This is a genomic window from Pseudomonas sp. NFACC32-1, from assembly GCF_900101215.1.
Taxonomy (GTDB): domain Bacteria; phylum Pseudomonadota; class Gammaproteobacteria; order Pseudomonadales; family Pseudomonadaceae; genus Aquipseudomonas.
On record NZ_FMUL01000008.1, the window covers coordinates 102,482 to 121,779 of the forward strand.

Genomic DNA, 19,298 nt, shown 5'->3' on the forward strand with positions numbered 1-19,298 from the left:
GGCCCAAGCCATCTGATTCCGATTTTTATTATTGATCCTTAAAGGAGTGCGGCACATGTCAAAAGGGCATTCGCTACAAGACCCTTACTTGAACACTTTACGTAAAGAGAAAGTTGGGGTGTCCATCTATCTGGTCAACGGGATCAAACTGCAAGGCACGATCGAGTCTTTCGACCAGTTCGTCATCCTTCTGAAAAACACCGTCAGCCAGATGGTCTACAAACACGCTATCTCTACAGTCGTGCCGGTCCGTCCAATTCGTCTGCCAAGCGCAACCGAATCCGATGGCGGTGACGCTGAGCCGGGTAACGCCTGATAGGAGTCTCCTTTGTTCTTTGAGCGCCACGGTGGTGGTGAGCGGACTATTCTCGTTCACTTGGATGGACAGGACCCTGAGGCGCGCGAAGATCCGCAGGAGTTTCAGGAATTGGCTCTTTCGGCCGGCGCCGAGACCGTCGCGTTCTTCAACGTGCCGCGTCATCGGCCAACCGCCAAGTTCCTGATCGGCAGTGGCAAGGTCGAGGAGTTGCGTGACCTGGTCAAGGCCGAGCAGGTCGATCTGGTGATTTTCAATCACATCCTCACGCCCAGTCAGGAACGTAACCTCGAACGTGTCTTCGAGTGTCGCGTGATCGACCGTACCGGGCTGATTCTCGATATCTTCGCCCAACGCGCCCGCACCCATGAAGGCAAGCTCCAGGTCGAACTGGCCCAGCTCGAGCACATGAGTACGCGTCTGGTTCGTGGCTGGACTCACCTTGAGCGGCAGAAGGGGGGTATCGGCCTGCGCGGCCCGGGTGAAACCCAGCTGGAAACCGACCGGCGCCTGTTGCGGGTCCGCCTGCGCCAGATCAAGGGGCGCCTGGAGAAGGTCCGCAGCCAGCGCGAGCAGTCGCGCCGCGGACGCAAGCGCGCGGATATCCCGACGGTTTCGCTGGTGGGCTATACCAACGCCGGCAAGTCGACACTGTTCAATAACGTGACCCAATCGGACGTCTACGCCGCCGACCAGCTGTTCGCCACCCTCGACCCGACCCTGCGCCGACTCGACCTGGACGACCTGGGGCCGATCGTGCTGGCCGATACCGTGGGTTTCATTCGACACTTGCCGCATAAGCTGGTCGAGGCTTTCCGGGCTACGCTCGAAGAGTCGAGCAACTCCGACCTGCTGCTGCATGTGATCGATGCCGCCGAGCCCGACCGGATGCTGCAGATCGAGCAGGTCATGGTGGTGCTGGGCGAGATCGGGGCCCAGGACTTGCCGATCCTCGAGGTATACAACAAACTCGATTTGCTCGAAGGGGTGGAGCCGCAGATCCAGCGCGATGCCGACGGCAAGCCGCAGCGGGTCTGGTTGTCGGCCCAGGACGGTACCGGCCTCGACCTGCTCAAGCAGGCCGTGGCGGAGTTGCTGGGCAACGATCTGTTTGTCGGCACCCTGAAGCTGCCGCAACGGTTCGCCCGGCTCCGTGCCCAGTTCTTTGAGCTGGGGGCGGTGCAGAAAGAAGAACACGACGAAGAAGGTACCTGCCTGCTGGCGGTGCGTCTGCCTCGTGCTGAGTTGAATCGATTGGTCAGTCGCGAAGGGCTGCGACCGATGGAGTTCATCGAGCAACACACTTTGCAATAAAAGCCTGAGAACGCTGTGTCAGGCATTCTGTAGCATTGGTCGGCGCGCCGTGGGTGCGTCTTTGCTTTATCAGATGGAGAGCGCTATGGCTTGGAATGAGCCGGGTGGCAACTCGAATAATCAGGATCCCTGGGGTGGCAAGCGTCGTAACAACGGCGACCGCAAGGGACCGCCGGATCTCGACGAGGCCTTCCGCAAGCTGCAGGAAAGCCTGAACGGTTTGTTCGGTGGTGGTAAGAAACGCGGTGACGACGGCGGTCGTCCGGGCAAGGGCGGTGGTTTCGGCCTGCTCGGCATCGGTCTGGTCGTGCTCGCCGCCGTCTGGCTGTACAGCGCGGTCTATGTCGTGGACGAGCAGGAGCAGGCCGTGGTGCTGCGCTTCGGCAAGTACTACGAGACTGTCGGCCCGGGCCTGAACATCTATTTCCCGCCGATCGATCAGAAATACATGGAAAACGTCACGCGTGAGCGTGCCTACACCAAGCAGGGGCAGATGCTCACGGAAGACGAGAACATCGTCGAAGTGCCGCTGACCGTGCAGTACAAGATCACCAACCTGCAGGACTTCGTGCTGAACGTCGACCAGCCGGAAGTGAGCCTGCAGCACGCGACCGAAAGTGCCCTGCGTCACGTGGTGGGTTCCACCGCCATGGATCAGGTGCTGACCGAAGGGCGTGAGCTGATGGCCAGCGAGATCAAGGAGCGCCTGCAGCGGTTCCTCGATACCTATCGCACCGGCATCACCGTCACTCAGGTCAACGTCCAGAGCGCCGCGGCGCCGCGTGAAGTCCAGGAAGCCTTCGACGATGTGATCCGTGCCCGTGAAGACGAGCAGCGCTCGCGAAACCAGGCCGAAACCTACGCCAACGGCGTCGTGCCGGAAGCCCGTGGCCAGGCCCAGCGCATCATCGAGGACGCCAACGGTTATCGCGACGAAGTGGTCTCCCGCGCCAAGGGTGAGGCCGACCGCTTCACCAAGCTGGTGGCCGAGTATCGCAAGGCGCCCGAAGTGACCCGTCAGCGTCTTTACCTGGATACCATGCAGGAAGTCTTCAGCAATACCAGCAAGGTCCTCGTGACCGGTAACAAGAACGGCCAGAGCAATCTGCTGTACCTGCCGCTGGACAAGATGATCGAGAGCGGTCGTGCCACCAGTGCGCCGCCGACCAGCATGGCACCCGCCAGCACTGAAGCGAATACTCGCGCGGCGGTGGAGCAGCAACAGCAAGCACGTACCAGGGAGAGTCGCTGATGAGCAATAAATCGCTGATCGCCCTTATTGTCGGCGTCGTCGTGGCGATCGCTGCCTGGAACTGCTTCTACATCGTGTCCCAGACCGAACGTGCGGTATTGCTGCAATTCGGTCGCGTGGTCGAGGCGGATGTCCAGCCAGGGCTGCATGTGAAGGTGCCGTACGTCAACAAGGTGCGCAAGTTCGACGCTCGCCTGATGACGCTCGATGCGCCGACGCAACGCTTCCTGACGCTGGAAAAGAAAGCCGTGATGGTGGATGCCTATGCCAAGTGGCGTGTGAAGGACGCCGAGCGTTTCTATACCGCGACCTCGGGTCTCAAGCAGATCGCCGACGAACGTCTGTCCCGCCGCCTGGAGTCAGGCCTGCGTGACCAGTTCGGTAAGCGTACCCTGCATGAGGTGGTGTCCGGTGAGCGTGACGCGCTCATGGCCGATATCACCCGCTCCTTGAACACGATGGCGGAAAAAGAGCTGGGTATCGAAGTGGTCGATGTCCGGGTCAAGGCCATCGACCTGCCCAAGGAAGTCAATCGCAGCGTCTTCGAGCGGATGAGCACCGAGCGTGAGCGTGAAGCCCGGGAGCATCGCGCCAAGGGTAACGAGCTGGCGGAAGGTATCCGTGCCGATGCCGATCGTCAGCGCCGCGTGTTGCTGGCCGAGGCTTATCGTGAATCGGAAGAGGTTCGCGGTGATGGCGATGCCCAGGCCGCTGCGATCTACGCCAAGGCCTACGGCCAGGACCAGGAGTTCTACGCGTTCTACCGCAGCCTGCATGCCTACCGTGAAAGCTTCGGGCGTAAATCCGATGTGCTGGTGCTGGATCCGAGCAGCGACTTTTTCCGCTACCTGGAACAGGCCAAGCCTTGATGCAGCGTTGACCTGAAACACTCCGCCTGGCGGCTAAAGCGTCGGGCGGGGTGATCCTTTGGGAAAACGAGTGTATGATGCGGCAGCCGGGAAATTCCCGGCTTTTTTGCGTCTGCACGTTCGATTGTGGTTTTGCTTGCAGACGTCGGGTTGAACGACTCGACAGGTTTTTCGAGGAAAGCGCTGGACGAGGCCGATTCCTGGCCCTTCGTCACGTCGCCCTTGCGCGTTGTTTGTGCAAAGGCACAGGTGTTTTCTGCTTCACTCAAGGCTTGCCCGAAGGCTGGCCGCCCGGACCATAGGGGAATGGCGTAATGGCAACGGTAGACCGCTGGCTGCTGCCAGATGGCATCGAAGAAGTACTGCCACCGGAAGCTGCGCGTATCGAAGTGGCGCGTCGGCAGGTGTTGGATCTGTTCCAGAGCTGGGGTTACGAATTTGTCGTCACCCCTCATATCGAGTACCTGGAATCCCTGCTGACCGGCGCGGGCCAGGACCTGGACCTGCGTACCTTCAAGGTCGTCGACCCGCAGTCGGGCCGGCAGATGGGCTTCCGCGCCGACATCACGCCGCAAGTGGCGCGAATCGACGCCCACACGTTGCGCCGGGAAGGCCCTAATCGCCTGTGCTATGCCGGCAGCGTGCTGCACGCCCAGCCTCGTGCCTTGTCTTCTTCTCGCAGCCCCATCCAGCTGGGTGCCGAGTTGTATGGCGACGCCAGCCCCAGCAGCGACGTGGAAGTCATCAGCTTGATGTTGGCGATGCTGCAACTGGCTGACGTACCGGATGTCCACATGGACCTGGGTCATGTCGGCATCTATCGCGGCCTGGCCCGCGCCGCCGGCCTGTCCGGCGAAGTGGAGCAGCAGTTGTTCGATGCCTTGCAGCGCAAGGCCATCGACGAGGTCGTCAGCCTGACCGAAGGCTTGCCGAGCGATCTGTCCGACATGCTGCGGGCGCTGGTGGGCCTGTGTGGCGGTCGTGAGGTGCTGGTTGCGGCCCGGGATCGCCTGGCGAATGCGCCGGCCCCCGTGCTGGCGGCCCTGGACGACCTGCTGGCAATAGCCGAGCGGTTGTCGGTGCGTTTCCCGGAGCTGCCGTTGTATTTCGACCTGGGTGAGTTGCGCGGTTATCACTACCACACCGGCGTGGTGTTCGCGGTGTTCGTACCGGGCGTGGGCCAGTCCATCGCCCAGGGCGGTCGTTACGATGACATCGGCGCCGATTTCGGTCGTGCTCGTCCGGCGACCGGCTTTTCTACCGATTTGAAAACCCTGGTGACCCTGGGGCGTGCTGAGGTCGAGTTACCGTCTGGCGGTATCTGGATGCCTGACAGTACGGATGCGGCACTCTGGCAAGCAGTCTGCCAGTTGCGCAGTGAGGGTCAGCGAGTCGTCCAGGCATTGCCCGGGCAGCCTTTGGCCGCCGCCCGCGAAGCGGACTGCGACCGGCAATTGATTCAGCACAACGGGCTTTGGCAGGTATTGCCGCTGGCTTCTTGAGTTTTCCTGCCGGCTGCGGCCGGCACCAAGTTTGCGCGAATGAGGACAAGTGTTATGGGTAAGAATGTCGTAGTCCTGGGCACCCAGTGGGGTGATGAGGGCAAAGGCAAGATCGTCGATCTGCTGACCGAACATGCTGCCGCCGTAGTGCGCTATCAGGGTGGCCACAACGCAGGTCACACCCTGGTGATCGACGGTGAGAAGACCGTCCTGCACCTGATTCCGTCGGGCGTGCTGCGTGAAGGCGTGCAGTGCCTGATCGGCAACGGTGTCGTGGTGGCTCCCGACGCGTTGCTGCGGGAAATCGTCAAGCTGGAAGAGAAAGGCGTACCGGTGCGCGAGCGCCTGCGTATCAGCCCGTCCTGCCCGTTGATCCTGTCCTATCACGTTGCGCTGGACCAGGCCCGTGAAAAGGCTCGTGGCGAGATGAAGATCGGTACCACCGGTCGTGGTATCGGCCCTGCCTACGAAGACAAGGTGGCGCGCCGCGGCCTGCGCATCGGCGATCTGTTCCACCGCGAGCGTTTCGCCGCCAAACTGGGTGAGTTGCTGGACTACCACAACTTTGTCCTGGTCAACTACTACAAAGAACCTGCCATCGATTTCCAGAAGACGCTGGACGAGTGCATGGAATACGCCGAGCTGCTCAAGCCGATGATGCTCGATGTCACCGCTGAGCTGCATGAGTTGCGTCGTGCCGGCAAGGACATCATGTTCGAAGGCGCCCAGGGTTCGTTGCTGGACATCGACCATGGCACCTACCCGTACGTGACCAGCTCCAACACCACCGCCGGCGGCATCGCCACCGGGTCGGGTTTCGGTCCGATGTACGTGGACTACATCCTGGGCATCACCAAGGCCTACACCACGCGCGTGGGCTCGGGTCCGTTCCCGACCGAACTGTTCGATGACGTCGGTGCGTTCCTGGCCAAGCGCGGGCATGAGTTCGGTGCCACTACCGGGCGTGCCCGTCGTTGCGGCTGGTTCGATGCGGTGATCCTGCGTCGCGCCATCGACGTCAACAGCATTTCTGGCTTGTGCCTGACCAAGCTGGACGTGCTGGATGGTCTGGAGACCATCAACATCTGCGTGGGCTACAAGAACCAGAACGGCGCTGTCATCGACGCTCCGACCGACGCCGACAGCTACATCGGCCTGGAGCCGGTGTACGAGCAGATGCCGGGCTGGACCGAGTCCACCGTGGGTGCCAAGACCCTGGAAGAGCTGCCTGTGGCGGCCCGCAACTACATCAAGCGTCTCGAAGAGCTGGTCGGCGCGCCGATCGACATTATTTCGACGGGGCCGGACCGCAACGAAACCATCGTTCTGCGTCATCCGTTTGGCTGATAAGTCATTGATGCACAAAACAAAGGACCCTCATTAGGGTCCTTTGTCGTTCCTGGTCGCCGTGCGGCACGACACTTGCTATGAATCTCCATTATCGGCGCCCGTTCAGCGGTGCCATCAAATTAATGGCGTTGGTAGAGGGATTTCACGTGTCGGCCGTTCTCTCACTGTTACAAAGCCGTTTGCTGCGGCCTGTGTTCGTTACGCTTGGTATCGCCCTTTTGGTGCAGGTGCTGGTGGCTGTGGCGCTGACCCGGAGCACAGTCACGGCGCTGGAGGCCGACCTGAGTGCGGGCCTGGGGGCTGATAGCCAGAAACTTTCCGGTGAGTTGGAGCAGGCCGGGCGCGAGGTGACCTCCAGCCTGGATAGCCTGTCTGCCAGTACGCGCCAGCGCCTGAATGCCGGCTTGTCCGCGCGCCTGAAGGAAGAGCAGGCACAGCTGCGGGGCGCTCTGGAAAAAGACTTGAGGGAGTCGGCCAATGATATGGCGCAACTCCTGGCCTCCGTTGCCCCTCGTGCCATGTGGGACAGCGACATTCCGACACTTTCCGAATTCGCTCGCCGGGCCCAGCGCAATCCCAATGTGCTCTTCGTCATTTATGACGATGCCAATGGCGAACACCTGACCCGTTATTTGAACCGGGAAAATCCGGTCAACAAAGCGCTGCTGGAGAAGGGCAAGGGTGAGCGGGCGCTGGACAAGGTCCTGGATGCGGCGAAAAACGATCCTTCCGTCTATTACCTCGAGGCTTCCATCAGCCCCAACGGGGTGGAAATCGGCAAAGTGCTAATGGGGGTCTCCACCGCATCCGTGGAAAGCGACCTGAAGGCGCTGGACCAGAGATTCTCGGCGTTGATCGCCAGCAGCGACCAGCTGGTGGGGGACAGTCTCAAGGGGGCTGCGGCTGACAGTGCCACTGCCATGCGTGGCCGGCTGCAGTCGGCCCAGGCCACTGCTACCCAAATGCAGACCAATACTGCCAGCACCGTGCAAGAGGCCGCGAGTACCTTGCGCTGGCGCATTGGCCTGGGCCTGGCGCTGGTGGGCCTCGGCGTGCTGGTGTTGTTGGCGGTGGTGCTGGGGCGCCGGGTCGTCAATCGCCTGAGGCTGCTGATCGCGGCGATGAATGATCTGGCGGCGGGTGAGGGGGACCTGACCAAGCGCGTGCAAATCAACAGCAAGGATGAAATTGGCGACATGGCATCGGCTGTCAATCGCTTTGTGGATAAGTTGCAGCCCATCGTGCGGGAAGCGGGTGACGTGGCCCAGCGTACGGGCCTGGAGATCGGTGCGATGACCTTGCGAAATTCCGGTGCCGATGCGGCAGCCGGGATGCAGCGCGATGAAGTGGCCGAGAGCCTGCGGGCCTTGTCGCAGATGGCTGATGAGGCGCAATCGGAAAGCCAGGCAATGCAGGCGGCCTTGCAGCAGGTGGTGGAGATTCGCCAGGCCACCGATGAGAACACTCGCACATCGGCCAAGGTAGGCAGCCTGATCGAGGCGTTGGCCGGGCAGGTGGATACCGGGGCGAAAGTCATCGAACGGTTGGCCCAGCAGAGCGAGCAGATCGAAGTGGTGCTGACGGTGATCCACGGTATTGCCGAGCAGACCAACCTGTTGGCCTTGAACGCGGCTATCGAGGCTGCGCGGGCCGGGGAGACCGGGCGCGGCTTTGCGGTGGTGGCGGATGAGGTACGGGCCCTGGCAAGCAAGACCCAGAGTTCCACGGGCGATATCCAGGCCCATATCGTGGCGTTGCAGCAAGGGGCCCGGGAGGCGGTGGCTGCGATCGGCCAGGCTGGGCGCCAGGCCAGCGAAGGATTGCTGGTATTGCGTGACAGTGCTCGTTTGCAGCAGTCGGTGCAGGCCTCTGTGGAGCAGGTGCACGCGGCCATCGGCCTGGCGACCCAGGCGGCAGCTCATCAGGCCCAGGGTGCCCAGGCGGTTCGCGGGCGGGTAGAAACCATTCATGCCCAGGCCGAGAAGGCGGCCCAGGCTGTGGTCGAGACCACCGCCAGCGGTAAGGTGCTGGACAGCCTGGCGGCGCAATTGAAGGCGAGCCTGGGACAGTTCCGGGCCTGATCCGGCTGACCGGGCATTCGTCCGGACGCGACCACGAGCTTGGGTTGCGTCCGGGGATCTTTCGGCTTTGTCCGGATGAGGGCGAGCCTGCGATTGCTGTGGTCGGGAAAGTAAAGGGGGGCAGAAACGCAAAAAACCGCTTTCGCGGGTTTCTGTGAGGTTCAAGGCAAAACCTTGAAGCTTGAATTGGTGCCCAGAAGAAGACTCGAACTTCCACGACCTTGCGGTCACCAGCACCTGAAGCTGGCGTGTCTACCAATTTCACCATCTGGGCAGCATCTTCAGCGTTGCCGCTGTTGATGTGGCGCACTATACGGAGCGCGTTTTGATCTGTAAACCCCTGTTTTTGTTTTAGTAATTGCTGACTGGCTTTTCAGGGGAGGAGAAATGCAAAAACCCGCTTTCGCGGGTTCTTGTGAAGCTGGCAGACCATTGATCTGTCGCTTGAAATTGGTGCCCAGAAGAAGACTCGAACTTCCACGACCTTGCGGTCACCAGCACCTGAAGCTGGCGTGTCTACCAATTTCACCATCTGGGCAGTCTCGGCAACGTGTGTGCGTCGTCGATGGCGCGCACTATACGGAGCGTGTTTTTAACTGTAAACCCCCTGCGAGAAAAAAACCGGTAATTTTCACGAGTGGTGCGATCCGAGGCTTCAAAGGCGGGTCAAAAGATTCCAGAAAGGGCTCCTTATGCTTGAAATTTCCCGTTTCATTACGCCTATGCCAAACTAACCGCATATAGACAAGGTGAAAACTCTCTAATGGCCGATTGGCAATCCCTCGATCCCGAGGCCGCTCGTGAAGCGGAAAAATACGAAAACCCTATTCCCAGCCGCGAACTGATCCTGGCGCATCTCGCCGACAGGGGCTCGCCCGCCAGCCGTGAACAGTTGGTCGAAGAGTTCGGTCTGACTACCGAAGACCAGCTCGAAGCCCTGCGCCGCCGTCTGCGTGCCATGGAGCGCGACGCCCAACTGATCTATACCCGCCGTGGCACCTATGCGCCGGTGGACAAGCTCGACCTCATCCTGGGACGTATCGCCGGCCATCGCGATGGCTTCGGTTTCCTGATTCCCGATGACGGCAGCGACGACCTGTTCATGAGCCCGGCCCAGATGCGCCTGGTGTTCGACGGCGACCGGGCCCTGGCTCGGGTGTCCGGCCTGGACCGTCGCGGTCGCCGTGAGGGTGTGATTGTGGAGGTGGTATCGCGCGCCCACGAAAGCATCGTCGGCCGTTATTTCGAGGAAGGCGGCATCGGCTTCGTCGTCGCGGACAATCCCAAGATCCAGCAGGAAGTGCTGGTCACCCCGGGCCGCAACGCCAATGCCAAGATCGGCCAGTTCGTCGAAGTGAAGATCACCCACTGGCCAACCCCTCGCTTCCAGCCGCAGGGGGATGTGGTGGAAGTGGTCGGCAACTACATGGCGCCGGGCATGGAAATCGATGTCGCCCTGCGCACCTATGACATTCCTCATGTCTGGCCTGAGGCTGTGCTGAAGGAAGCGGCCAAGCTCAAGCCGGAAGTCGAAGAAAAGGACAAAGAGAAACGCATCGACCTGCGCCACCTGCCGTTCGTGACCATCGATGGCGAGGACGCACGGGACTTCGACGATGCGGTCTACTGCGAAGCCCGGCCGGGCAAGCTGCGGCTGTTCTCCGGTGGCTGGAAGCTTTACGTCGCCATCGCCGACGTTTCCAGCTATGTGAAGCTCGGTTCGGCGCTGGATGCCGAAGCCCAGGTGCGTGGCAACTCGGTTTACTTCCCCGAGCGTGTCGTGCCGATGCTGCCCGAGCAGTTGTCCAACGGGCTGTGCTCGCTCAACCCTCATGTCGATCGCCTGGCCATGGTCTGCGAGATGACCATCTCCAAGACCGGCGAAATGACCGACTACTGCTTCTACGAAGCGGTGATCCATTCCCACGCCCGCCTGACCTACAACAAGGTCAGCGCGATGCTGGAGACGCCGAAGCTGGCCGAGGCGCGCAAGCTGCGGGGTGAATATAACGACGTACTGCCGCACCTCAAGCAGCTCTATGCATTGTACAAAGTGCTGCTGGCGGCCCGTCACGTGCGCGGCGCCATTGATTTCGAAACCCAGGAAACCCGGATCATCTTCGGCTCCGAGCGCAAGATCGCCGAAATCCGTCCGACCGTGCGCAACGACGCGCACAAGCTGATCGAGGAATGCATGCTGGCGGCCAACGTGGCCACCGCCGAGTTCCTGAAGAAGCACGAAATCCCTGCACTGTATCGGGTCCATGACGGTCCTCCGCCGGAGCGCCTGGAAAAACTGCGCGCCTTCCTCGGCGAGCTGGGCCTGTCCCTGCACAAGGGCAAGGAAGGTCCTACGCCCAAGGACTACCAGGCATTGCTGGCCAGTATCAAGGATCGTCCGGATTTCCACCTCATCCAGACCGTCATGCTGCGCTCGCTGAGCCAGGCGGTGTACAGCGCCGACAACCAGGGGCACTTTGGCCTCAATTACGAAGCCTATACCCACTTCACTTCGCCGATCCGCCGTTATCCCGACCTGCTCACGCACCGGGCGATCCGCAGCGTGATCCACTCCAAGATGAACACCCCGCACGTCAAGCGGGCCGGCGCGATGACCATTCCCAAGGCGCGCATTTATCCGTACGACGAGGCGGCCCTGGAGCAGCTCGGCGAACAATGTTCGATGAGCGAGCGACGCGCCGACGAAGCCACCCGCGACGTGGTGAACTGGCTCAAGTGCGAGTACATGAAAGATCGCGTGGGCGAATCGTTCCCGGGCGTGATCACCGCCGTGACCGGTTTCGGCCTGTTCGTCGAGCTGACCGACATCTACGTCGAAGGCCTGGTGCATGTCACCGCGCTGCCGGGGGATTACTACCACTTCGACCCTGTCCATCACCGCCTGGCGGGTGAGCGCACCGGTCGTAGCTTCCGCCTGGGCGATACCGTTGAAGTACGGGTGATGCGTGTCGACCTGGACGAGCGCAAGATCGATTTCGAGATGGCGGAAAAAACCATCAGCGCGCCGATCGGTCGCAAGAAACGCGGTGCCGAAACCGCTGCGCCTGTGACCAAGGCCCCAGCCGAGCCGGCGCCGAGCAAGTCCGGTCGGCGCGGTGCGGCCAAGGAAAAAGCCGTCGAGGCCTATCGTCCGAGCGATGCGGCGGCGAAGAACGCTGAAGTGCGCAAAAGCCGTGAGATGAAAAAAGCGTTGCTGGCAGAGGCCAAGGCAGGCGGCAAGGCTGGACGGTCGGCTCCGGAGAAGGCTGCCAGCAAACCGAGCAAACATCGCAAGGGTCCGCCAAAAGCGGGCTCGGCCCCGGCCAAGAGTGGCGGGGCGCGTAAACCCAAGGCCAAGTCATGAGTCAGTTGGAAAAAATCTACGGCGTGCATGCCGTGGAGGCGCTGCTGCGCCATCATCCCAAGCGGGTCAAGCAGATCTGGCTGGCCGAGGGGCGTAGCGACCCGCGGGTCCAGACCTTGATCGAACTGGCCAGCGAAAACCGTGTGGCGGTGGGCCAGGCCGAACGTCGTGAGATGGATGCCTGGGTCGAGGGTGTGCACCAGGGCGTGGTGGCCGAGGTGAGCCCGAGCCAGGTCTGGGGCGAGGCGATGCTCGACGAGTTGCTCGATCGCACCGAGGGCTCGCCCCTGCTGCTGGTCCTGGACGGCGTGACCGACCCTCACAACCTCGGCGCCTGCCTGCGCTCGGCGGATGCAGCCGGCGCGCTGGCGGTGATTGTTCCCAAGGACAAGTCGGCGACCCTGACGCCTGTGGTGCGCAAGGTCGCTTGCGGTGCGGCGGAGGTCATGCCCCTGGTGGCCGTGACCAACCTGGCGCGCACCCTGGAGAAACTCCAGCAGCGTGGCTTGTGGGTGGTGGGCACGGCGGGCGAGGCCGAGGTCAGCCTCTATGACCAGGACCTCACCGGTCCGACGATCCTGATCATGGGCGCCGAGGGCAAGGGCATGCGCCGCTTGACACGCGAGCATTGCGATTACCTGGTCAAGCTGCCGATGGCCGGTAGCGTCAGCAGCCTCAATGTCTCGGTCGCCACCGGTGTCTGCCTGTTCGAGGCCCAGCGCCAGCGGAGCGTCAAGGCTGTCGCCAAAAAGCCCTGATCCAGACGCGTATCAAATGTGGGAGCGAGCTTGCTCGCGATGACGGTGTCGCAGGGACGCAAAAGTCGACGGGCACGCCGCTATCGAGCAGGCTCGCTCCCACAGCGTTTTGTATTTGGGCAAATCTGGCGGTTGTTCAAATAATCACCAATTACCTTGCGCCTCCCTCGACCCTTCTCTACAATTGCGCCCCTTGCTGTGATGGCAGGCACTTATGTGTCTAGCGTCCACAAGTCCATAAGTGTCATTCACTCCTTGTCTGACCGTTTTTAAGCGGCAGGCTACAACCCGTAAGGAGCATTCATGCGTCATTACGAAATCATCTTTTTGGTCCACCCGGATCAAAGCGAGCAAGTCGGCGGCATGGTTGAGCGTTACACCAAGCTGATCGAAGAAGACGGCGGCAAGATCCACCGTCTGGAAGACTGGGGCCGTCGTCAACTGGCCTACGCAATCAACAATGTTCACAAGGCTCACTACGTGATGCTGAACGTTGAGTGCACCGGCAAGGCCCTGGCCGAGCTGGAAGACAACTTCCGCTACAACGATGCAGTGATCCGTAACCTGGTCATCCGTCGCGAAGAAGCCATCACTGGCCAATCCGAGATGCTCAAGGCTGAAGAAAACCGCAGTGAGCGCCGTGAGCGTCGCGACCGTCCTGAGCATGCTGACAGCGCCGAAGGCGATGACAGCGATAGCGACAGCGACAACAGCGACAACGCTGACGAGTAATCCACGGACTTCCTAAGGAGCCAATCACATGGCACGTTTCTTCCGTCGTCGTAAATTCTGCCGCTTCACCGCTGAAGACGTGAAAGAGATCGATTACAAAGATCTCAACACTCTGAAAGCCTACGTATCCGAGACCGGCAAAATCGTTCCAAGCCGTATCACCGGTACCAAAGCTCGTTATCAGCGTCAGCTGGCCACCGCTATCAAGCGCGCCCGCTTCCTGGCCCTGCTGGCCTACACCGACAGCCACGGCCGCTGAGACCGGGCAGTCGACACGTAGCAAAGGATTGAATGCATGCGCGCCATAGCTGAGTTCATCATGCGAGGTCGTATGCAGGCCACTCTGGTAGTGGCTGGATGTGCGGCATTGCCGTTGTTGTATTGGTTGGGCGCTGCCGCGGGAAGTCTCGTACTCCTGCGGCGCGGATTGAGGGACGCCGTTGGCGTTCTTGCTCTGGGACTGCTGCCGGCCTTGCTCTGGTGGTTGAGTACCGCTGACCCGCGGGCACTGATGGTGCTGCTGGGGTCTTCGGCGCTGGCGTTGGTGTTGCGCGCAAGCGAATCCTGGAACCGCGTGCTGCTGGTCAGCATAGCGCTGGGCGTGGTGTTTTCAGTGGTGCTCGGGGTGGCTTTCGCGCCCCAGATCGAGATGCTGTCGCAGGCTTTGATAAAAATCCTGCCCGAAGCCCTCGGTGATCTCTACCGGCAGATGTCGGCTGAGGAGCAAGCGCGTTTCGCGTCACTGATCGCACCGGTCCTGACCGGCCTGATTGCGGCCTTGTTGCAGATCGTCAGTGTGCTGAGCCTGATTATCGGGCGCTACTGGCAGGCGTTGTTGTACAACCCGGGTGGTTTTGGTCGCGAATTTCGCGCCATCCGTTTCCCGCTTGGACTGGCGATGTTGCTGCTGGCGGGCATGCTTCTGGGACCGAACTTCGGTCCGCAGATGGCCATGCTCACGCCGTTGTGCAGCGTACCGCTGGTGTTCGCGGCCCTGGCCCTGATTCACGGGCTGGTGGCGCAGAAGCGACTGGCCAGGTTCTGGCTGGTGGGGCTGTACGTCACGTTGTTGCTGTTCATGCAGCTGATCTATCCGTTGCTGGTGGTCCTGGCCATCGTCGACAGCCTGATTGATTTTCGCGGTCGTATGGCGCCGAAAGACGCCGACAACGCGAACGGTGAAGGTTAAAAGTTAAGAGGTTAATACCCAAATGGAACTGATCCTGCTGGAAAAAATCGCCAACCTGGGCAACCTGGGCGACAAAGTAAAAGTTAAGTCCGGTTACGGTCGTAACTACCTGCTGCCTTTTGGCAAAGCCACCGCTGCGACCGCTGCCAACCTGGCCGCGTTCGAAGAGCGTCGCGCTGAGCTGGAAAAAGCCGCCGCAGACCGCAAGGCCTCGGCCGAAAGCCGCGCTGCCCAACTGGCCGAGCTGGAAGTGACCATCACTGCCACCGCTGGCGACGAAGGCAAGCTGTTCGGTTCGATCGGTACTCACGACATCGCTGACGCACTGACCGCCTCCGGCGTTGAAGTGGCCAAGAGCGAAGTTCGTCTGCCGAACGGCACCATCCGCAACGTAGGCGAATTCGACGTAGCCGTGCACCTGCACGCCGAAGTCGAAGCCACCGTACGCGTTGTCGTGGTAGCAGCCTAAGCAGCACCTGTCGGCTGGCACCCTCGGGTGCGAGCCGGTAACATCGGGCACGATCCTGTTTACAGGTCGTGCCCTTTGTCTTTCTGCAACTCCTGCTTCTATCACCAGAATCCTTGTGGCCATGAACGAAATTACCGCTCCAGAGCAATATGATCTGCAAACCGCTGCCCTGAAGGTGCCGCCGCATTCCATCGAGGCCGAACAGGCTGTACTCGGTGGCCTGATGCTGGACAACAACGCCTGGGAGCGTGTGCTCGATCAAGTCTCCGATGGCGATTTCTACCGGCATGACCACCGCTTGATTTTCCGCGCGATCGCCAGGCTGGCCGACCAGAACATGCCGATCGACGTCGTGACCCTGGCCGAGCAACTGGACAAGGAAGGCCAGACGTCCCAGGTCGGTGGCCTCGGTTACCTGGGCGAGCTGGCGAAAAACACGCCGTCCGTCGCCAACATCAAGGCTTATGCGCAGATCGTCCGCCAGCGGGCGACCTTGCGCCAGTTGATCGGCATCAGTAACGAAATTGCCGACAGCGCCTTCAACCCTGAAGGCCGTACGGCTGAGGAAATCCTCGATGAGGCCGAGCGGCAGATCTTCCAGATCGCCGAGGCCCGGCCGAAGACCGGCGGGCCGGTCAGTGTCAACGACCTGCTGACCAAGGCCATCGATCGTATCGATACCCTGTTCAATACATCCGACGCGATCACCGGCCTGTCCACCGGCTATACCGATCTCGACGAGAAGACCAGTGGACTGCAACCGGCCGACCTGATCATCGTTGCCGGCCGTCCTTCCATGGGCAAGACCACCTTTGCGATGAACCTGGTGGAAAACGCCGTGCTGCGCAGCGACAAGGTCGTCCTGGTCTACTCCCTGGAGATGCCAGGTGAGTCGCTGATCATGCGTATGCTTTCTTCCCTGGGGCGGATCGACCAGACCAAGGTCCGTTCCGGCCAACTGGAAGACGACGACTGGCCTCGCCTGACCTCGGCGGTCAACCTGCTCAACGACCGCAAGCTGTTCATCGACGACACCGCCGGTATCAGCCCTTCGGAAATGCGCGCCCGAACCCGCCGCCTGGTGCGCGAGCATGGCGATATCGGCCTGATCATGATCGACTACCTGCAGCTGATGCAGATTCCGGGCTCCAGTGGCGATAACCGGACCAACGAGATTTCCGAGATCTCCCGTTCCCTCAAGGCCCTGGCCAAGGAATTCAACTGTCCGGTGGTGGCGCTTTCCCAGTTGAACCGCTCCCTGGAACAGCGTCCGAACAAGCGCCCGGTGAACTCCGACCTGCGGGAATCCGGAGCGATCGAGCAGGACGCCGACGTGATCATGTTCGTATACCGCGACGAGGTCTATCACCCCGAGACGGAACACAAGGGCATCGCGGAAATCATCATCGGCAAGCAGCGGAACGGTCCGATCGGTTTTGTCCGCCTGGCATTCATCGGCAAGTACACGCGTTTCGAGAACCTCGCGCCGGGCAGCTACAATTTCGATGACGACGAGTAAGTTCTTCGTCGTCTGATCCGGCCTCATCGTCGGATCGCTGCCCGCAGCAAGCTCGCTCCCACCCTGGAATGCATCCTCTCTGTGGGAGCGAGTTTGCTCGCGATAGGTGCGCCGCCGATTTCCGACCATAGCCGTCGGAATTGGTTATTTTTTGTGCTATATTCCGCGCCCGCGATTTTTCATCTTCTATACCGGTCATCGACATGCAAGCAGCCAAGCCGTTATTTGACTATCCCAAGTACTGGGCCGAATGTTTCGGCCCCGCGCCGTTCCTGCCCATGAGCAGGGAGGAGATGGATCAGCTCGGCTGGGATTCGTGCGACATTATCATCGTGACCGGTGATGCCTACGTCGACCATCCTTCGTTCGGCATGGCGATCATTGGCCGTTTGCTGGAAGCCCAAGGCTTTCGCGTGGGGATCATTGCCCAGCCGAACTGGCAGTCCAAGGACGACTTCATGAAGCTTGGCGAGCCCAACCTGTTTTTCGGTGTCGCGGCCGGCAACATGGACTCGATGATCAACCGCTACACCGCTGACAAGAAAATCCGTTCCGATGACGCCTATACCCCCGGTGGCCTGGCGGGCAAGCGGCCGGACCGTGCGAGCCTGGTCTACAGCCAGCGCTGCAAGGAAGCCTACAAGCATGTGCCGATCGTGCTCGGTGGCATCGAGGCCTCCCTGCGCCGCATCGCCCATTACGATTACTGGCAGGACCGGGTGCGCAACTCGATCCTGATCGACGCCAGTGCCGATATCCTGCTCTACGGCAACGCAGAGCGAGCCATTGTCGAAGTCGCCCAGCGTCTGTCCTATGGCCACAGGATCGAGGACATCACCGATGTGCGCGGCACCGCGTTCATTCGCCGCGACACACCCGAAGGCTGGTACGAAGTCGATTCCACGCGTATCGACCGTCCGGGCAAGATCGACAAGATCATCAATCCGTACGTGAACACCCAGGACACCGCCGCCTGCGCCATCGAGCAGGAGAAAGGGCCGGTGGAGGACCCGAGCGAAGCCAAGGTCGTGCAGATCCTGGCGAGCCCGAAAATGACCCGCGACAAAACCGTGATCCGCCTGCCGTCGGTGGAAAAGGTCCGCAACGACCCGGTGCTCTATGCCCACGCCAACCGCGTGCTGCATCTGGAAACCAACCCGGGCAACGCCCGCGCGCTGGTGCAGAAGCATGGCGATGTGGATGTCTGGTTCAACCCGCCACCCATTCCGATGACCACCGAGGAAATGGACTACGTGTTTGGTATGCCTTACGCACGTGTCCCACACCCGGCGTACGGCAAGGAAAAGATCCCTGCCTACGAAATGATCCGCTTCTCGGTGAACATCATGCGTGGCTGCTTCGGCGGCTGCACCTTCTGCTCGATCACCGAGCACGAAGGCCGGATCATCCAGAACCGTTCCGAAGAGTCGATCATTCGCGAGATCGAAGAGATCCGCGACAAGGTCCCAGGCTTCACCGGGGTCATTTCCGACCTCGGCGGACCCACCGCGAACATGTATCGCATCGCCTGCAAGAGCCCGGAAATCGAGTCCGCGTGCCGCAAGCCGTCCTGCGTGTTCCCGGGCATCTGCCCGAACCTGAACACCGACCATTCTTCGCTGATCCAGCTGTATCGCAGCGCCCGGGCATTGCCAGGGGTGAAGAAGATCCTGATCGCGTCCGGCCTGCGCTACGACCTGGCGGTCGAATCCCCGGAATACGTCAAGGAGCTGGTGACCCACCACGTCGGCGGTTACCTGAAGATCGCGCCGGAGCACACCGAGGAAGGTCCGCTCAACCAGATGATGAAGCCGGGCATCGGCACCTATGACCGATTCAAGCGGATGTTCGAGAAATACACCCGGGAGGCGGGCAAGGAGCAGTACCTGATCCCGTACTTCATCGCTGCGCATCCGGGCACCACCGACGAAGACATGATGAACCTGGCGCTGTGGCTCAAGAGCAACGGCTTCCGCGCCGACCAGGTCCAGGCCTTCTATCCGTCGCCGATGGCCACGGCCACCGCCATGTACCACTCGGGCAAGAACCCGCTGCGCAAGGTCACCTACAAGAGCGATGCGGTGACCATCGTCAAGAGCGAGGAGCAGCGCCGCCTGCACAAGGCCTTCCTGCGTTATCACGATCCCAAGGGCTGGCCGATGCTGCGCGAGGCGTTGACCCGCATGGGCCGCGCCGACCTGATCGGGCCGGGCAAGCATCAGTTGATCCCGTTGCACCAGCCGGCCACCGACAGCTACCAGAGTGCCCGTCGCAAGAACTCGACACCGGCCGGCAGCCACAAGGTGGGCAAGGAAACCACCCGGATCCTGACCCAGCACACGGGCCTGCCGCCGCGTGCCAGCGACGGCGGCAATCCGTGGGACAAGCGTGAGAAGGCCAAGGCCGAGGCATTCGCCCGCAACCAGAAGGCCGCCAAGGAGCGCAAGGACGCCGCCAAGGGTAAGGGGCCGAAACCGGCCCGCAAGCCCGTGGTACCGCGCTGACCCTGGAGTCGTATCGCAAACGCCAGCCTGAGTGCTGGCGTTTTGCTTTCTAGCGGGGGTGGTGGCCGTTTGTTATCGT

The 19,298-nt window shown here is 61.3% G+C and carries 15 protein-coding genes, 2 tRNA genes and 1 pseudogene; 16 read left to right on the plus strand and 2 right to left on the minus strand.

Going from position 1 to position 19,298, the window contains the following annotated elements:
- Window positions 1-55 precede the first annotated feature (55 nt).
- The 8 genes and pseudogenes from hfq to BLP99_RS26880 all read left to right on the plus strand — a co-directional run bounded on the left by hfq (window position 56) and on the right by BLP99_RS26880 (window position 8,684).
- Window positions 56-316: an RNA chaperone Hfq gene (hfq, locus tag BLP99_RS14545; RefSeq protein ID WP_072398502.1), complete on the plus strand. Its 261-nt coding sequence runs from the start codon at window positions 56-58 to the stop codon at window positions 314-316.
- Between the two features lie 12 nt (window positions 317-328).
- Window positions 329-1,630, plus strand: coding sequence for a ribosome rescue GTPase HflX (gene hflX, locus BLP99_RS14550; protein WP_072398501.1), 1,302 nt, complete (start codon window positions 329-331; stop codon window positions 1,628-1,630).
- An 85-nt stretch (window positions 1,631-1,715) separates the two neighbouring features.
- Window positions 1,716-2,882: an FtsH protease activity modulator HflK gene (hflK, locus tag BLP99_RS14555; RefSeq protein WP_072398500.1), complete on the plus strand. Its 1,167-nt coding sequence runs from the start codon at window positions 1,716-1,718 to the stop codon at window positions 2,880-2,882.
- Window positions 2,882-3,751, plus strand: coding sequence for a protease modulator HflC (hflC, locus tag BLP99_RS14560; RefSeq protein ID WP_072398499.1), 870 nt, complete (start codon window positions 2,882-2,884; stop codon window positions 3,749-3,751). The genes hflK and hflC overlap by 1 nt, the downstream gene beginning before the upstream one ends.
- Window positions 3,752-4,065: 314 nt before the next feature.
- Entirely contained in the window at window positions 4,066-5,253 is a 1,188-nt protein-coding gene (locus BLP99_RS14565; protein WP_072398498.1) for an ATP phosphoribosyltransferase regulatory subunit, read from the plus strand.
- Window positions 5,254-5,307: 54 nt separating this feature from the next.
- Window positions 5,308-6,600, plus strand: coding sequence for an adenylosuccinate synthase (locus tag BLP99_RS14570; protein ID WP_072398497.1), 1,293 nt, complete (start codon window positions 5,308-5,310; stop codon window positions 6,598-6,600).
- Window positions 6,601-7,724: 1,124 nt separating this feature from the next.
- Window positions 7,725-7,778 (plus strand): annotated as a pseudogene (locus BLP99_RS26875) (hypothetical protein); the annotation flags it as partial.
- Between the two features lie 201 nt (window positions 7,779-7,979).
- Window positions 7,980-8,684 (plus strand): methyl-accepting chemotaxis protein, encoded by a 705-nt coding sequence (locus BLP99_RS26880; protein WP_371128602.1) that lies wholly within the window; start codon window positions 7,980-7,982, stop codon window positions 8,682-8,684.
- Window positions 8,685-8,871: 187 nt separating this feature from the next.
- Here BLP99_RS26880 and BLP99_RS14580 read toward each other — a convergent pair.
- Window positions 8,872-8,958: transfer RNA gene (locus BLP99_RS14580), tRNA-Leu, on the minus strand.
- A gap of 177 nt (window positions 8,959-9,135) precedes the next feature.
- A tRNA-Leu gene (locus BLP99_RS14585) sits at window positions 9,136-9,222 on the minus strand.
- A gap of 225 nt (window positions 9,223-9,447) precedes the next feature.
- On the opposite strand from BLP99_RS14585, the gene rnr reads away from it, so the two are divergent.
- The 8 genes from rnr (at window position 9,448) to BLP99_RS14625 (ending at window position 19,219) form a co-directional block, all read left to right on the plus strand.
- Window positions 9,448-12,048 (plus strand): ribonuclease R, encoded by a 2,601-nt coding sequence (rnr, locus tag BLP99_RS14590; protein WP_072397906.1) that lies wholly within the window; start codon window positions 9,448-9,450, stop codon window positions 12,046-12,048.
- Window positions 12,045-12,806 carry a 23S rRNA (guanosine(2251)-2'-O)-methyltransferase RlmB gene (gene rlmB, locus BLP99_RS14595; RefSeq protein WP_092180623.1) on the plus strand — a complete coding sequence of 254 codons (762 nt, stop codon included), beginning with the start codon at window positions 12,045-12,047 and terminating at the stop codon, window positions 12,804-12,806. Before rnr ends, rlmB begins: the two co-directional genes overlap by 4 nt.
- A 303-nt stretch (window positions 12,807-13,109) precedes the next feature.
- Complete coding sequence (gene rpsF / locus BLP99_RS14600) at window positions 13,110-13,538, plus strand: 30S ribosomal protein S6 (protein ID WP_053155628.1); 429 nt, start codon at window positions 13,110-13,112, stop codon at window positions 13,536-13,538.
- A gap of 28 nt (window positions 13,539-13,566) precedes the next feature.
- On the plus strand, window positions 13,567-13,797 hold the full coding sequence (rpsR, locus tag BLP99_RS14605) for a 30S ribosomal protein S18 (protein WP_002551829.1): 231 nt from the start codon (window positions 13,567-13,569) through the stop codon (window positions 13,795-13,797).
- Between the two features lie 36 nt (window positions 13,798-13,833).
- Window positions 13,834-14,727 (plus strand): YybS family protein, encoded by an 894-nt coding sequence (locus tag BLP99_RS14610; RefSeq protein WP_072397904.1) that lies wholly within the window; start codon window positions 13,834-13,836, stop codon window positions 14,725-14,727.
- A gap of 22 nt (window positions 14,728-14,749) precedes the next feature.
- Window positions 14,750-15,196, plus strand: a complete 447-nt coding sequence (gene rplI / locus BLP99_RS14615) for a 50S ribosomal protein L9 (protein WP_072397903.1) — start codon at window positions 14,750-14,752, stop codon at window positions 15,194-15,196.
- 121 nt (window positions 15,197-15,317) lie between these two features.
- Entirely contained in the window at window positions 15,318-16,715 is a 1,398-nt protein-coding gene (dnaB, locus tag BLP99_RS14620) for a replicative DNA helicase (protein WP_072397902.1), read from the plus strand.
- 203 nt (window positions 16,716-16,918) lie between these two features.
- Window positions 16,919-19,219: a YgiQ family radical SAM protein gene (locus BLP99_RS14625; protein WP_072397901.1), complete on the plus strand. Its 2,301-nt coding sequence runs from the start codon at window positions 16,919-16,921 to the stop codon at window positions 19,217-19,219.
- The last annotated feature ends 79 nt before the right edge of the window (window positions 19,220-19,298 follow it).